The organism is Bacillus sp. FSL W8-0102 (genome assembly GCF_038007225.1).
GTDB classification, from domain to species: Bacteria; Bacillota; Bacilli; order Bacillales; family DSM-4216; genus Bacillus_O; species Bacillus_O smithii.
The window spans coordinates 3,591,333-3,605,783 of record NZ_JBBOWT010000001.1; the positions used below are offsets into that span (position 1 = coordinate 3,591,333).

16 protein-coding genes are annotated in these 14,451 nt (G+C 40.8%); 2 read left to right on the forward strand and 14 right to left on the reverse strand.

Features of this window, described 5'->3' with window-relative positions; genetic code table 11:
* Positions 1-88: 88 nt before the first annotated feature.
* The 3 genes from N1I87_RS17015 to N1I87_RS17025 all read right to left on the reverse strand — a co-directional run bounded on the left by N1I87_RS17015 (position 89) and on the right by N1I87_RS17025 (position 1,735).
* Positions 89-589 (reverse strand): YwhD family protein, encoded by a 501-nt coding sequence (locus N1I87_RS17015; RefSeq protein ID WP_003353390.1) that lies wholly within the window; start codon positions 587-589, stop codon positions 89-91.
* Between the two features lie 171 nt (positions 590-760).
* Entirely contained in the window at positions 761-973 is a 213-nt protein-coding gene (locus tag N1I87_RS17020) for a hypothetical protein (protein ID WP_341103054.1), read from the reverse strand.
* A gap of 108 nt (positions 974-1,081) precedes the next feature.
* The gene (locus N1I87_RS17025; RefSeq protein ID WP_270583628.1) at positions 1,082-1,735 is read right to left on the reverse strand and encodes a site-2 protease family protein; all 654 of its coding nucleotides are present in this window, start codon (positions 1,733-1,735) and stop codon (positions 1,082-1,084) included.
* 236 nt (positions 1,736-1,971) lie between these two features.
* Here N1I87_RS17025 and N1I87_RS17030 point away from each other — a divergent pair, with 236 nt between their 5' ends.
* On the forward strand, positions 1,972-2,160 hold the full coding sequence (locus tag N1I87_RS17030) for a 2-hydroxymuconate tautomerase (protein WP_003353394.1): 189 nt from the start codon (positions 1,972-1,974) through the stop codon (positions 2,158-2,160).
* Between the two features lie 17 nt (positions 2,161-2,177).
* Here the strand turns inward: N1I87_RS17030 and N1I87_RS17035 are convergent, their stop codons facing one another.
* From N1I87_RS17035 to N1I87_RS17080, 10 genes are all read right to left on the reverse strand, one after another.
* On the reverse strand, positions 2,178-2,687 hold the full coding sequence (locus tag N1I87_RS17035) for a YwgA family protein (protein WP_327804612.1): 510 nt from the start codon (positions 2,685-2,687) through the stop codon (positions 2,178-2,180).
* A 38-nt stretch (positions 2,688-2,725) separates the two neighbouring features.
* Positions 2,726-4,024: an HD domain-containing protein gene (locus N1I87_RS17040; RefSeq protein WP_327796734.1), complete on the reverse strand. Its 1,299-nt coding sequence runs from the start codon at positions 4,022-4,024 to the stop codon at positions 2,726-2,728.
* A gap of 377 nt (positions 4,025-4,401) precedes the next feature.
* Complete coding sequence (locus tag N1I87_RS17045) at positions 4,402-5,604, reverse strand: transposase (protein WP_096550413.1); 1,203 nt, start codon at positions 5,602-5,604, stop codon at positions 4,402-4,404.
* Positions 5,605-5,989: 385 nt separating this feature from the next.
* The gene (locus tag N1I87_RS17050) at positions 5,990-6,211 is read right to left on the reverse strand and encodes a DUF1450 domain-containing protein (RefSeq protein ID WP_003353397.1); all 222 of its coding nucleotides are present in this window, start codon (positions 6,209-6,211) and stop codon (positions 5,990-5,992) included.
* Between the two features lie 342 nt (positions 6,212-6,553).
* Complete coding sequence (gene rbsB, locus N1I87_RS17055; RefSeq protein WP_341103057.1) at positions 6,554-7,489, reverse strand: ribose ABC transporter substrate-binding protein RbsB; 936 nt, start codon at positions 7,487-7,489, stop codon at positions 6,554-6,556.
* A 66-nt stretch (positions 7,490-7,555) separates the two neighbouring features.
* Positions 7,556-8,506, reverse strand: coding sequence for an ABC transporter permease (locus tag N1I87_RS17060; protein WP_270583626.1), 951 nt, complete (start codon positions 8,504-8,506; stop codon positions 7,556-7,558).
* Entirely contained in the window at positions 8,487-9,989 is a 1,503-nt protein-coding gene (locus tag N1I87_RS17065; protein WP_341103059.1) for a sugar ABC transporter ATP-binding protein, read from the reverse strand. The genes N1I87_RS17060 and N1I87_RS17065 overlap by 20 nt, the downstream gene beginning before the upstream one ends.
* A 5-nt stretch (positions 9,990-9,994) precedes the next feature.
* Entirely contained in the window at positions 9,995-10,402 is a 408-nt protein-coding gene (gene rbsD / locus N1I87_RS17070; protein ID WP_341103060.1) for a D-ribose pyranase, read from the reverse strand.
* Positions 10,399-11,283 carry a ribokinase gene (rbsK, locus tag N1I87_RS17075; protein WP_341103063.1) on the reverse strand — a complete coding sequence of 295 codons (885 nt, stop codon included), beginning with the start codon at positions 11,281-11,283 and terminating at the stop codon, positions 10,399-10,401. Before rbsK ends, rbsD begins: the two co-directional genes overlap by 4 nt.
* Positions 11,283-12,257, reverse strand: coding sequence for a LacI family DNA-binding transcriptional regulator (locus N1I87_RS17080; protein ID WP_341103066.1), 975 nt, complete (start codon positions 12,255-12,257; stop codon positions 11,283-11,285). Before N1I87_RS17080 ends, rbsK begins: the two co-directional genes overlap by 1 nt.
* A 498-nt stretch (positions 12,258-12,755) precedes the next feature.
* On the opposite strand from N1I87_RS17080, the gene N1I87_RS17085 reads away from it, so the two are divergent.
* The gene (locus N1I87_RS17085; RefSeq protein WP_048624273.1) at positions 12,756-13,451 is read left to right on the forward strand and encodes an RsfA family transcriptional regulator; all 696 of its coding nucleotides are present in this window, start codon (positions 12,756-12,758) and stop codon (positions 13,449-13,451) included.
* 58 nt (positions 13,452-13,509) lie between these two features.
* Here the strand turns inward: N1I87_RS17085 and N1I87_RS17090 are convergent, their stop codons facing one another.
* Complete coding sequence (locus tag N1I87_RS17090) at positions 13,510-14,355, reverse strand: lipoate--protein ligase family protein (protein ID WP_270583621.1); 846 nt, start codon at positions 14,353-14,355, stop codon at positions 13,510-13,512.
* Positions 14,356-14,451: the final 96 nt, after the last annotated feature.

Genomic DNA, 14,451 nt, shown 5'->3' on the forward strand with positions numbered 1-14,451 from the left:
ATTATTCTTAGTGGCAAACGGTTCGAACATCCTTGTTTTTTCTAACAACTATCTTAGATTTATATAATAATCGTCGTTCCACACAAAATTATTGCAAGCCATTTTTCAATTGTTCGCTGGATCGCTCCCACATGCCTTTATCATGGCTTTCCAAAAAGTCTTTTAACACTTTTTTGGATTTGGCATCCATATGATCCAATATAAAATGTCCCTTTAACGATTTATCCAATCGGTTCACATGTTCAGGCAAAGATTTGTAGCCTCTTCTTGTTTCTTGATTGACGGTCATTTCGCAAGCGGTCGCCCCGTAATAATAAGGTCCTTCTTCTCCTTGCTGGACGGTCACCCAAACGATCCAGTACGGTTTCCCATCCGGCACTTCTTCCTTATGAGGAGTAAATTTGATTCTCTTCTCTACTTCACTGCGCGCATGCATGGCGCCTAAATCGACAAACGCTTCACCCGCCTCCACGTCAATGATGACCGGTGAAACATTGTCTAGGCTTACCGCTCCTTTTCCGAATCCTCTATGGCCATCCAGTGGATCATTTTTGATAATATGAAACCCGATATTTTTCTTTTTCTCCATGTATCCAACCTCTCCTTGAACAAGATTTTATTCTCAATATATCGCAAACGCTTTCCATATCCAAACAGAGATTTTTTTTCATTTTGAATTTACAGTTGAATCAAGCGGCTGCGCCATCCAAGCTGTGACTTGTCAACCATGCCTTCTCCATCGAATCATCATCTTTCAAGATCATTCATTATTTTTATTTTTTATTTCAGCTTCTAATTCTTCCATTTCTAAATTCCATTTATCCCGTGTACTATACAATATTTCAAGGATGAAACTAGAAAAAGAATCTTGATTTTGATCGATTTCTTTTTTTAGTTTTCTAAGATCTTCTCTCAATGTTTCAACTGCTTCTTTTTTCTCTTCGATGGACAGATATTCATAAATTTTCCTCATTCCATAACCACCCTTTTTCAGTCAACGAACATAATAGCGGCAATCAAGCCATAGCCTTGCAATGGCATCTACAATTAGCAACGACTATGTACTTGTTATTCGCCCATCTTAAAAAAACGGAGAAAACAACGAACTAAACCCTTGCAAAATCGCCGGCACAACCATATTGAAGAGGGGATGAATCGTATAACGGTCAAGCGGAGTAATGACTAAAATTAAAAAGATCAGCGCCCCATATTGCTCATACTGGCTCATTTTGACCCGAAAAGACGGTGTTACAAGATCTTCAATAATGCGATATCCATCCAGTGGCGGAAACGGCAGCAAATTAAAGACAAAAAGAACAAGATTCAGCCACAACATCATATTTAATAAATCCACGAAAAACTGTGGCAATGCGGAACCACTTCCGGAACGGATGAGAAAAAACATGATCACATAAGAGAGAAACGCAATCAAAAAATTGCTCAAAGGCCCGGCAATCGATACGAGAACACCGGCCAGCCTCGGGTTATGAAAGCGGCTGCGGTTGACAGGTACGGGACGCGCCCAGCCGAAACCAGCAATCAAAAGAAACAACGTTCCGATCGGGTCCAAGTGCGATACCGGGTTTAATGTTAATCTTCCTTCATCTTTGGCCGTAGAATCACCGAATTTATAAGCAACAGCAGCATGTGCAAATTCATGCACCGTAAAAGCCACCACTAAAGAGATAATGACAAACGGAAGTTCCTGAAACGAATAAGCAAAAAAACGATCCAAACTATCGACTCCTTTAATTGATGTTGTTTTTAGACAGCCAAACTATTAGGAAAAATGACGGATGCTTCCCCTATTCAACGTGCACCTTTTGTTTTCCTTCCTTTTGAAAAACATTCCTTTATCATCATCTTATACTAAAACTTTGAAAATTTTATCACAGATTGTTCTTTCCTTGCTGTTTCCAAAAGAAAAGCATAAAATCTGAGATAAGAAAGTATAAAGGAGAGTGATACATAATGCCGTATGTAACCGTAAAAATGCTGGAAGGTCGTACAGATGAACAGAAAAAAGCGCTGGTGGAAAAAGTCACGGAAGCAGTTTCAGAAACGACAGGAGCTCCGAAAGAAAAAGTGACTGTTTTTATTGAAGAAATGTCCAAAAACCATTATGCCGTCGCCGGCAAACGCCTGAGCGATGAAAACTGATCCCGGAAAGCCAAGCCTCAATGGGGCTTGGCGATTCCTTTTAATTCTTCAATATACTGGTACGCTTTTTCAATTTCTTCTTCCGTATAGTTTTGCTTCTTTTTTAAGGTAAAAATTTTCTCCTTTACTTCTTCCTCGGACAAATGATCGAAATACAAAACGGTAGATACCAGCTCCAGAAATCGGGCGCTTTGCTCATTCATATGGAGCACGCATTCTTTTAATTTAGGTATCTCCTCTTCATAAAGCTTTAAAAAATCCATTCCTTCTTTTGTAACGGTATAGCGATATTGGTAATAGCCGCCTTTCTTTTCCTTTTCTTCATGAACAAATCCCATATTGCATAGTTCTTCCACTCTCAACGTCAGCTCTTCTGAATAGGGTCCATAAAAATGGAACTGAAACTTTTCTTGAAAAGGAAAGGATATTTTTTTGGCAATGTAAATCATTTTTTGCAATTTTTTTCGTCCGATAATTTCCCCACAGGCGGAAAAGGCACTCATCAATTTGACATGTTCTTTTAACAACGTGGTCATCTCCTACTCCAAAATTCCTTACTTACCATTTAAATGTCCAGTATCTCGCGAATTTTTCGTTTGATCGACGGTTTTGAACGGTCATCTTTGAGGAAGTCGGCAGGATAATAGAGTTTATGATCCGTCCTCCTCTTTCCGGATATCGCGTCCACAATATCCGATTCTCTTGACAGTTCTCTTAATTCCCCGTTCCTCATCAGCAAATGAATGGGCAAACGTTCCTCTTCTTCACCTGGGCGATAAAAATCGTAAGGAAGATCTGATGACGAATCCAACACCAAGTAATAATCCGGATTGATTCCGGCCTTTCGAAACAACGACTCTAATTCACTGTATTTCTTATATTCTTTAGCCGGATCAAACTCGATATATTTGAAAAGATTCCTGTTGACAAAGCGATTGGCGAGATCCTTTAAAATTGGATCTTCCTCTTCCTGCCATATTTGGAAATAATAAAGGATAATGGATTCATCCAGCTTCAAATAATCTTCAAGGGTAATATTGCCTTGAAACAAAGAATAGAAGTGAACGGGATCCTGTTTAAAAGAATAACCATTTCGATACAGTTCTTTTGCGCGGTGAAGAATTTTCGTCAACACTACTTCCGCACTTCGAGTCACAGGATGAAAATAAATTTGCCAATACATTTGATACCGGCTCATTATGTAATCTTCTACCGCATGCATGCCGCTGTATTTAAAAACCACTTGATCTTCCCGAGGCCGCATAACCCGCAATATCCGCTCCATGTCAAAATGACCGTAGCTGACGCCGGTAAAATACGCATCTCTTTGCAAATAATCCATACGATCAGCATCAATCTGACTGGAAATCAAACTGATAACCAACTTATTATGGTATGTTTTGGCTATCACTTCCGCCACTTTTTCAGGAAAATCACTTCCCCCTCTTGAGAGGACTTGATGGATTTCCGTATCGCCGAGAATGATTTCTCTCGTAAATTGTTCATGATCCAAATCAAAGACTTTTTCAAACGAATGAGAAAAAGGTCCATGTCCGACATCATGGAGCAAGGCGGCGCAAAGCGAAAGTAGACGTTCTTCTTTATTCCACTCAGGTCGACCATCAAACACATCATCGACAATTCTGCGGACGATTTCATAAACACCAAGTGAATGGCTGAAACGGCTGTGTTCTCCGCCGTGAAATGTCAAAAACGTTGTACCAAGCTGGCGAACCCTCCGCAGTCTTTGAAATTCTTTCGTTCCGATCAAATCCCAAATCATTTGGTCTCTTACGTGAATATACCGATGAACCGGGTCTTTAAACACTTTTTCTTCATCTAACTTTTTTTTGGAATAGTCCATCTCACTACGCACAGAAGACCCCCACTGTTCCATAATAGCCAGGATAAAGCTCCGTAAAAGCAGGGGGAGGAATGAGTGTTGTGCAATGGCAAAACACTCCTGTACTTCCTCCTTTCAAATAAAATATGGTGAAATAAAAGCGGATTGAACAATGACGTATGATCCGTTCATTGGATAAACGGGAGCAGCACTAGTTGTCCTGCAACCAAAAATGGAAACATCCTTTATAATCCTGAGCATTTTGCAAAATTAGATTTTTTGGATAAAAGTATAAAAAATAAAGCACTCGACAAATAGCTACCAGCATGTTATTTTACAAAATATTACAATAATCCTGTTTTTGGGCATACCTGCAGAATTTTTCACATTGAATTTTTTTAAGCGGCTTTCTTCCCTTTATTTTCCTTTGCCATCGCTAGCGCTGAAACAAGTAATACAATAGCGTTCAGGTAAATATGGCTCTTTACTTTCTCAATTCCCCATACATGTAGGGAGTTCGCCGTAAGGTAGCTTTTCATTCTTGAATTACAGCGTTCTACACTTGTCCTCTCGTTGTAAAGCTCTTTCCAACGTTTTGTATCACGGTGCGGATTGGAATATCGGCGCACATCCTTTTTGATGTCGACTTTTACCACCATTCCATAGTTGGAAGATGAACAGGCTGCCATTCCTAATGGGCAATCCACTTTGCCGGTTGCGTGAGGACATCTGAACTTGAGCTGGTCCTTATCAGCTCCCCAATAAGTCATTTCATAACCCATGGAACAACGCGGAGTTCCATTGGAAGAAATCCCTTCAGGAGGCTCTTTTTCGTTGCGCAAATTGAGCGGGATAATGGCTTGCGCTCCAATGTTTTTGGCTGATTCATAGTTTTTTAGTTGGTCATATCCGCCATCCATGATCAGAAATTCAATTTTGGATTTGGTACGCTCTGCCACTTGCTCTATTAATTCTGGTGCGACTTCTCCATCGTTCACATGGGCAGGGGTTACTTTTATGGCCATTGGCAGTTCGCTTGCGGTATCGACTGAAAGATGCATCTTATAGCCAAACCAGGTAATTTTATTGCCGAAGGAATCATATTTTGCGCCCCAATTGGCATTACCCGTTTGTTCACTACGCTTTTTGGGCTGTTTCTTTTCATAGGCATCAATGGCGGCACTGTCGATGGCCTGGTGGCTGCCGTCAATTATTCCTTCCTCCTGAGCTAACTGTACCAAGTCAAGGAAGATCTTTTCAGCCAGCTTTTTTTTGGTAAGTGCCGCAAAAACCCGGCTGAGAGTGGAGATAGACGGTGCGGGGCGATCAATCGATAAACCGCATTGATAACGGAAACGAAGGTCTTTATCCAATCGATGATGAAGGGCGGTAAAGGTGTCGATGCCTTCGAGTGGGGCAGCGATGAGAGCCCTTAGAATCCCTTCTCTGGAATGACCGTCAGCCCCTCGGGGTGAAGAACTTCTCAACTGTTTAGCATAAGGGCGTAAATCAAGCGAGCTAAAAAAGATAGGTAATTTCTCTTTTGACTCTAATTTTTGCAGTTCTTCAAAGGAAAATAGGCTTTCTTGTAGAATATACAAAGTGACTTCCTCCTTTTGAATTTTTTGTTGTTTCGTCACTTCAAAAATTCTACATTTTAGGGGTGAAGTCCTTTTTTATGTCTTTGAAATCCTTATGGCTCTTGGGTCAAAAAATATGCAAAATGCTCAATCCTAAAAAAAACGAAAAGACTTTGCAAAGATCCTTTTATATACAAAATGTCCTATCGCGGGACATCAGGATGTTTGCATCAAAAGCTTTTCTTATGCCAACACCCACATCATTTGAACGAAACGCAAGGAATTCTCTTCCATCTTCCAACCTATTTCTATTGTATCAGCAAACAGACTTTTGCGAATCCCCCGTCTTCCATCCCAGATAATGAAAAATCACCTTTTCCGTTTGGAATGAGGTGACACGTTTCATCTATTTTAGTCTTTTCTTTACTTTTTCTATCAATTCATCTTCCGTTAATGCTGCAACCGGGCGGTTATTCACAAAGGTGAACGTTTTTTTGCGGCCTGGACCGCAGTAGGATTGGCAGCCGATTTTAATCTCTGCATCGGGATCCAAGGCTTTTAGCTTAGGCAGCAACGTTTTCAAATTGACAGCCTGACAGTCATCGCAAACACGAAATTCGTTTGCCATTCCATACAATCCCTTCTGTTTTGTCTCTTAAAGCTATCGGTATTTTACCCCTTAATTTAGCAGTTTGCAAGTTCAACGGGCAGCCTGTCTCGTTGGAAAAATCGTGATTTCTTATCATGTTCTGCGAATGGGAGACGGGATGATAGACATATGAAAAGGACTTTGATTCCCTCTCGAAAAACATACCGGGCTCCTTTGTCTGAAATGAACGTGCTTTCTCTTTTTCATCCATAAAAAATCGTATTTGCTTTAAGAATTCGTTTTATCGTCCTGTTCCCCGGCTGTCGGCATCGTCAACAATAAAAAAATCCCCATTTATATGGGGACCTGAAAAGCAAATATTTATTTCATTTTTGATACGTTCTCTTTTGTAACGAGCTTTAACGGTACAGCAATTTTCTTTTCTACTTTCTTTCCTTGTAAAACATCAATGGCTGCCTGTACGGACTTTTGACCAATCAGTTCCGGCTGTTGAGCCACGGTAGCAGATAATTTCCCTTTTTTGATGGCTTTGATTGCATCGTCATTTCCATCAAATCCAATGACTACAATATCACGGCCTGAACTTTTGATCGCCTCGATAGCGCCTAATGCCATTTCATCATTATGCGCAAATACCGCCTGAATATTTTTTTGAGATTGTAAAATATTTTCCATTACATTTAAGCCTTTGGATCGGTCGAAATCGGCAGCTTGCCGCGCGACAATATCCAGTTTTTTATCTGCAATACTATGGAATCCTGCACCGCGTTCACGTGTAGCAGAAGCACCTGGCTGACCTTCAAGTTCAACCACTTTTGCCTTTTCCCCTACTTGATCGATGATATAGTTTGCTGCCATTTTTCCGCCTTTTATATTATCAGAAGCTACAAATGTTGCGACATTTCCCTCGTCAGCTGAACGGTCGATCGTAATAACGGGTATCCCCATTTTATTAGCCGATTTCACAGCAGTCGAAATGGCTGCTGAGTCCGTTGGGTTAATGAGTAAAACGTCAACGCCTTGTTGAATTAAATCTTCGATATTATTGACTTGTTTGGTGGAATCATTTTGGGCATCTACGACTATGACATCCATTCCTTTTTTCTTGGCTTCTTTTAAAATGCCATTTTTTAACGTGACAAAGAATGGGTTATTTAAAGTGGAAATACTGACGCCAATTTTCATGTCTTTTAAATGGTCTTTTTTGGCTGGTTTGGCCCAATTAGGAGGCTCAAGTGAACATGCGCTTAACAAGAGAACGATACACATCATCATTATGCCTGCTAATTTTTTCATTTTGATTTTCTCCTTCAATTACGATGTTATTTTCAAAACTTGATAGGTTTTCAAAAGATTGTTTCCTTATGCTTTTCTCCGATCAATTAAAACCGCTATTAATATGACGACACCTTTTACAACTTGTTGGTAAAAGGAGGAAACACCCAATAAGTTTAACCCGTTGTTTAATGTTCCAATTATGAGTGCTCCAATTAAAGTTCCAAAAATTCTACCTCTTCCCCCGGATAAACTGGTTCCACCTAAAACAACAGCGGCGATCGCATCCATTTCATAAGCCGTTCCCGCTGTCGGCTCTGCTGAATTTAATCGAGACGTTAAAATCGCACCGGCCAAAGCAGACATCATACCTGCTAATCCATAAATCATCCATTTTACACGATTGACTTGAATACCAGAAATAAGGGCCGCTTTTTCATTACCGCCAATGGCATATGTTTTGCGACCGAATGACGTCTTATGAAGAACAAACCATAAAATGGCGAAGGTAATGATCATCGTAATCGCAGGAACAGGGATTCCCAGAAAGTATCCTTGCCCAAATAATTGAAAGGTGTAATGGTTCCCTAATCCTGTGATAGGGTTGCCGTCTGTGTAAACGAGCGTAAATCCTCGGTAAATCGTCATCGTTGCTAAAGTGGCAATAAAGGGCGCCATTTTTCCTTTCGTAATAAGCAATCCATTAAACATCCCCATGAGCGTACCGAGTAAAACACTAACGATGATAGCCAGAATAGGATCCATGCCTGATACAATCATTCCCGCCATTAAAGCACTGGAAAGCGCTAACATCGATCCAACCGATAAGTCAATTCCACCGGTCAAAATCACAAACGTCATTCCAAAAGCAATTAATGCATTAATAGATACTTGTCGCAGTAGATTGAGTATATTTAATGGTGCTAGAAAAGATGGATTTAAAATGGCTACAACTACGAACAATAGAACAAGTGCAATCAACGGACCCAATTTTGAGAACACTTGCGACAATGGGCGTTTAGTTGTTTGTGTGTTCATGTAATTTTCCTCCAGTCGCTAACGTCATAATCGTTTCTTGGTCAGCTTCTTTTCCTTGAAGTTCACCTGCGATTTTCCCTTCATGAATGACTAGAATGCGGTCGCTCATCCCTAATATTTCAGGAAGTTCCGAGGAAATCATAATAATCCCCATTCCACGATCGGTTAATTCATTCATGAGCTGGTAAATTTCACGTTTGGCGCCAACATCAATTCCTCTTGTCGGTTCGTCCAAAATTAAAACTTTCGGGCCAATGCCAATCCATTTCGCAATGACCACTTTTTGTTGATTACCGCCTGATAAATTTCCTGCAGCTTCTTCTATTGAAGATGTTTTAATTTTTAAACGCTTGCTCATCATGTCGACGAACTTTTCCTCTTCTTCACTTTGAACGATTCCTTTAGGTGCCAAGCTAAATAAGTTAGGAAGGGAAATGTTTTCTCTAATCGAAAAGTCTAAAATTAATCCTTCCTCTTTTCGGTTTTCCGTTGCAAAAGCCATATGTTTTCGCACAGCATCATATGGATTTTTAATCGTTACTTTTTGGCCGTCTATGAATATTTCCCCTTCATCCAGCGGATCGATGCCGAATAGGCTGCGCATGATCTCTGTGCGGCCCGCACCCATCAAACCGGAAATACCCAAAATTTCCCCTGAACGAAGCGAAAAATGAATGTTTTCGAAGTAGCCTTTTCTTGTTAAATTTTTGACTTCAAACACGATCTTCCCCGGTTTAGGTCGTCTCTCCGGAAAACGATCTTTTAGTTCACGCCCCACCATTTTTTTCACTACTTCATCAAAGTTCGTTTCTTTTATCGGGGAAGTATGGACGGTTTTCCCGTCGCGCATAATGGTAATGCGGTCGCAAATCGTAAAAATTTCCTCCATACGGTGAGAAATGTACACAATCGATACGCCGTCTTTTTTCAAAGATTCCATCAACTGAAAAAGTCTTTGAATTTCCCTGTCTGTTAAAGCAGAGGTAGGTTCATCCATTATGATCACTTTGGCATCGGTCATCAAGGCTTTGGCAATCTCGATCATCTGTTGTTCTCCAACAGAACAAAGACCCGCTTCTTGTTCCAAGGGAAGAGTCATCCCAAGGCGTTTAAAAATATCTTTTGCTAACGCTTTCATTTTTTTCGTATTTAAAATTCCGAGTTTATTCGTTACTTCTTTCCCAATAAACAAGTTTTCTAGCACGGTCATTTCCGGCCAAATATTTAATTCTTGGTGAATAAACATGATTCCGGCATCTTCTGCCTCTTTTGGACTTTGAAAATCTGTTTCTTTTCCATCGATGACAATCTTGCCGTTATCTTTTTTATGAAGACCTGTCAAGATGTTCATTAATGTTGATTTTCCGGCTCCGTTTTCCCCCATCAGTGCATGTACTTCGCCGGGTTCTAGCGTAAAATAAACACCATCAAGTACTTTATTAGCACCAAATGATTTATGAATATTTTTCATTTCAATCCGCACTTTTTTCACTCCTTTCCTGTTGAAAAAATGACGCCTGCTTGCAATATACAGTTGGAATAAGGAGTTGTTTCTCCTGTTCGGATGACCGCTTTTGCTTGTTTCATGAACTGTTTCAATTGTTCATGGGAGATAAAATCCACCATTCCGCTAAATTCAGATTCTAAAAATTGAAGCTGAGCGGGATTATTCGTTTTGATTTCTTCAGCTGCAATGACTTTTTCGACGACCATATCATCATGTATGACCTTCACAACCTCTTGAAAGGTAGGAGTTCCGATTTTTATAGCTAAATCAATTTTAGGAATATCTTTTGGCACCGGAAGGCCTAAATCACCGATGACGATCCAATCGGTATGGCCGAGATCCGCAAGGACTTTTGCAATAGAACTGTTCACGATTCCATGTCGTTTCATTTTGCAACCACCCTTTCCACTTCTTCCCGCGTCGGCATTCCACCTTGTGCTCCAAACTTGGTAACCGATAGGGAAGCAGCGCAATTCGCAAATCGCAAGCTTTCTGTTATCGATTTTCTTTCTGCCAAAGCGACTGCAAATGCGGCATTAAACGTGTCCCCGGCTCCTGTCGTATCGACCACATCGACTTTGTAAGACGGAATGACGACTTCCTCTGTTCCGTTATGATAACGCACCCCATGCTCTCCTTCCGTAATGATTAATTTATTCGGTAAAGCGGCAAGCATCTCAGATCGTTCTTTCCCGTCAAATAAAACTTGATATTCATGTTCGTTTGGCGTTAAAAACGTTGCTTTTGATATCACTTCTGGATTAATTTTTCTGGCAGGCGCCGGATTTAAGACAAGCTTCACTTCATTCGAAGCACAAACGTCTGCCACATATTCTACTGTTTCTTCCGGAATTTCTTGTTGAATCAACACTACATCCGCTTTCTCGATGGACTCTAAGGCTTTCTCTACATAGTCTGGAGTAATGAAATCATTCGCCCCTTTTACGACAATAATGCTGTTGTTTCCATCCGCCAAAGTAATGTGGGCTGTGCCTGACTCCACACCTGTAACCGGTTTCACAAAATCGGTTGAAACACCATTTTTTTGTAAATTATCGACGATCAAACTTCCATAATGATCATCACCGACACAACCAATCAATGTCACTTCGGCGCCAAGTCTTGCCGCTGCCACGGCCTGGTTTGCTCCTTTACCGCCCGGCACGGTTTTAAAAGAAGTACCAATAATGGTTTCTCCTGCTTCTGGTCTTCTTGGTGAAGTGACCACTAAATCCATGGACGAACTTCCGACTACCACTATTTTAACCATTAAGACTCCACCTTTCTTGTCGTTTCTCTTTCTATTAATTTTACGGGCAGTTTTATCTGAGTATCCATACATTTTTCTTTTCTTAAAATGGCCAACAAAAGCTTGGCTGCTTCTTCGCCCATTTTATAGGCTGGTTGATGAATGGTGGTTAAGGGCGGAAAAACTAGTTCACTAATGGGGACATCATCGTATCCGATTATTTGCAGATCTTCCGGTATTCTTTTGCCGATTCTCAACGCCTCATGAAGGACAGCGGTTGCCACCACATCATTACATGCCAATATTCCGTCTGTTTTAGGATACTTTTGAAAAACTTCCTTTGCACGGGCTTTTGCTCCATTAAAAGTAAAGGACGTATCCATGACGTAGAAGCAAGCACTGGATTGGCTTAAAACGTCAAGAGCGGCTAGAAAACGTTCTTGTGCAGGACGTATATGCTGCGGTCCTCTTAACACCGTAATCTCTCTGCTCCCGCGTTCCAATAATGTTCTAGCTGCCAATCTCCCTCCTTGCTGATGATTGGAGTAAACAGAAGGAAATTGATCTGTCGTTCGATCGAGCAGCACGACAGGAATTTTTAAATTCAAAAAACGATCTGAATGGATCGTGGATGCAATGATGCCCATTACATGATTTTGAAGAAACGTTTCAATATAACGAAACTCCTTTTCCATATCTTCATCGCTGTTGCCAACGATCAAACGATATCCCTCATTTTGAACAGCATCTTCCACACCACGGGCTAATTCGGGAAAAAAAGGATTGGTGATATCTGGAAGCAAAAGACCGATTAGTTTGGATTCCCGCTTGTATAAAGATCTAGCCACTACATTTGGTTTGTAGTTGAGTTTTTGAATGATTTCCAGAACTAATTTTTTTGTATCCTCCTGTACATAACCGCTCTTGTTTAAAACACGGGAAACCGTTGCTACAGAAACACCCGCCTCTCTCGCAACGTCTCTAATCGTCACCAATTTGTTTCACCTCTACGAAAACTGTAACCGTTTACATATATCTTACTCTTTCATGTTAAAAAGTGCAATCCTTAATTTTTTGTAAAAAAATCATGATAAATTAGTTTGTTTTCTTTCTCCAAGTTGAACGAATACATTCTCTCTTAAAACGGCTTTGCTTGCTCAGAATTTTTTAATGAACTCGAAATAGCCTCGTTCTTTTGGAAGGTTGATAAGGTTGATCTTCCCGGTCTCATGAATGCCCGCTTCTTAGCAGGGTGATTTCTTTTTGATCACCAATAAAACAAAGAAAAATTTTGCCATTAATCCTTCATTCCCAAAATCCGCAGAGTGATGATTATCGCCGAAACGGTCATTTACTCTCCTTTTTTTTGCCGTCCAAAATTCCATATCAAACTATTACTCAAAATATTTTCTTGCAAATGTATAAAACTATTCGTTATTGACCAAGATGTAAATAAGAAAAAAAAACATTTTTACAAAAGGGAGTTGAGAACCATGAAAACACGCCAGGATGCCTGGACTGAAGAAAATGATCTGCTTTTAGCAGAAACTGTACTGCGTCATGTAAGAGAAGGAAGTACTCAATTAAACGCTTTTGAGGAAGTTGGGGACAAGTTAAACCGAACGTCTGCTGCTTGCGGCTTTCGCTGGAACGCTGTCGTCCGCCATCAATATGAAAAAGCTCTTCAGCTTGCGAAAAAGCAGCGAAAACAGCGGCAAAGGCTGTTAGGCAAAGACCAAGGAGGCAAAAAGAAACTTCTTTATCAGCCGCCTGTGCCTTCCATAGAGGAAGTGGAAGCGATGTCCCTGCCCGTGGCAAACGATAATCTAAAAACCGGAGAACAAGAAGCGGCATTGCCTGCTGTTATCGCACCAAGCGGTGAAATCACGCTGGAAAAAGTCATTGCATTCTTGCAAAACATGACCCATTCCAACTACCACGCAGATATTTTAAAAAGCGAGAATGCCAGATTGAAGCAGGAAATTGCGACCTTAAAGCAAGAAAAAGAAGAATTGGAAAAGAAAGTGAAAGAACTAGAAAAAAATTCTATGATTATGCAAGAAGACTACGAAACTTTAATAAAGATTATGAACCGCGCCCGCAAACTAGTCTTGTTTGAAGACGAGGAACCCGCTCCGACTACTTTTAAAATGGATCGAAACGGAAATTTAGAAAAAGTGGCTGAATGATTATAGAAAGATCTGTCCTCCGCCGATGCTTTGGCGTTGAGGACGGATCTTTTTTGCATTAGCAGGAGGCAGCCAAGAGCTTTTCGTTGCGTTCCGTTACCCGCTTCAGGTAGTACTGATAAAGCTCTATTTCTTCCCCTTCCAATTGGCTCATATAAAGGGTTTCACTGACCGTTTTTAATGCCGTGAAAAATCGGGTCATCACTTTCGTCATCGATAAAGCTGGGTCGATTAACTCAGCGAGGGAGGCCATCACTTCCGGCCGAATTTCGGGGTACTCCCACTTGGTTACAATGTCTTTTTTCCCAGCTTGGTAAAATTTTCGAATCAGCTCTGCTCGTTTTGCCCCGCTTCCGGTAACGCCTATATAAATTTGGACGGCAACGCCATTTTTTATTCGTCTTTGCGATATCCCGGCAAACTTTTTTCCGCGAATGCTCAAATCATAGCTTCCGGGGCAGTAAGAACCTATGATTTCTCTCGCTTCGATTTCTTCAGGATAATCGTGAAACATTAATTGAACCAGCTTCCACACGGCATCATACCCTCTATCAATATCGATGCCTTTTTCCGTATCCGGAAATATTAAAGAAAGATTTAAAACTCCTTCATCAAGCAATACAGCCAGTCCGCCTGAGTTTCGGACAATATAGCGGTAGCCCGCATTTTCTAAGACTCTTAAACCATCTTGAAGAAAAGGAAGTTTTGTATCTTGGGTGCCAAGAACTACCGTCTGATGGTGAACCCACGCTCTTGCAGTCGCAGGGGAAGCACCTGCCCCAACGGAAGTGCAAAGCGTATCATCAGCCGCAAACGATTGCAAAGCGTCAAACATCGGCCCTAAACTTGATTGGTCGATAATCCTCCACGCTTTCTGTTGTAATAGAGCCAAAGCATTACTCATCAAAAAATTCTCCTTCAGTCATCGTTTCGTGATCCTATTATATCACCGCTATTTCACGGATGGAAAGAATAGAAAGCGATTGTTCGCCTGCCTAAA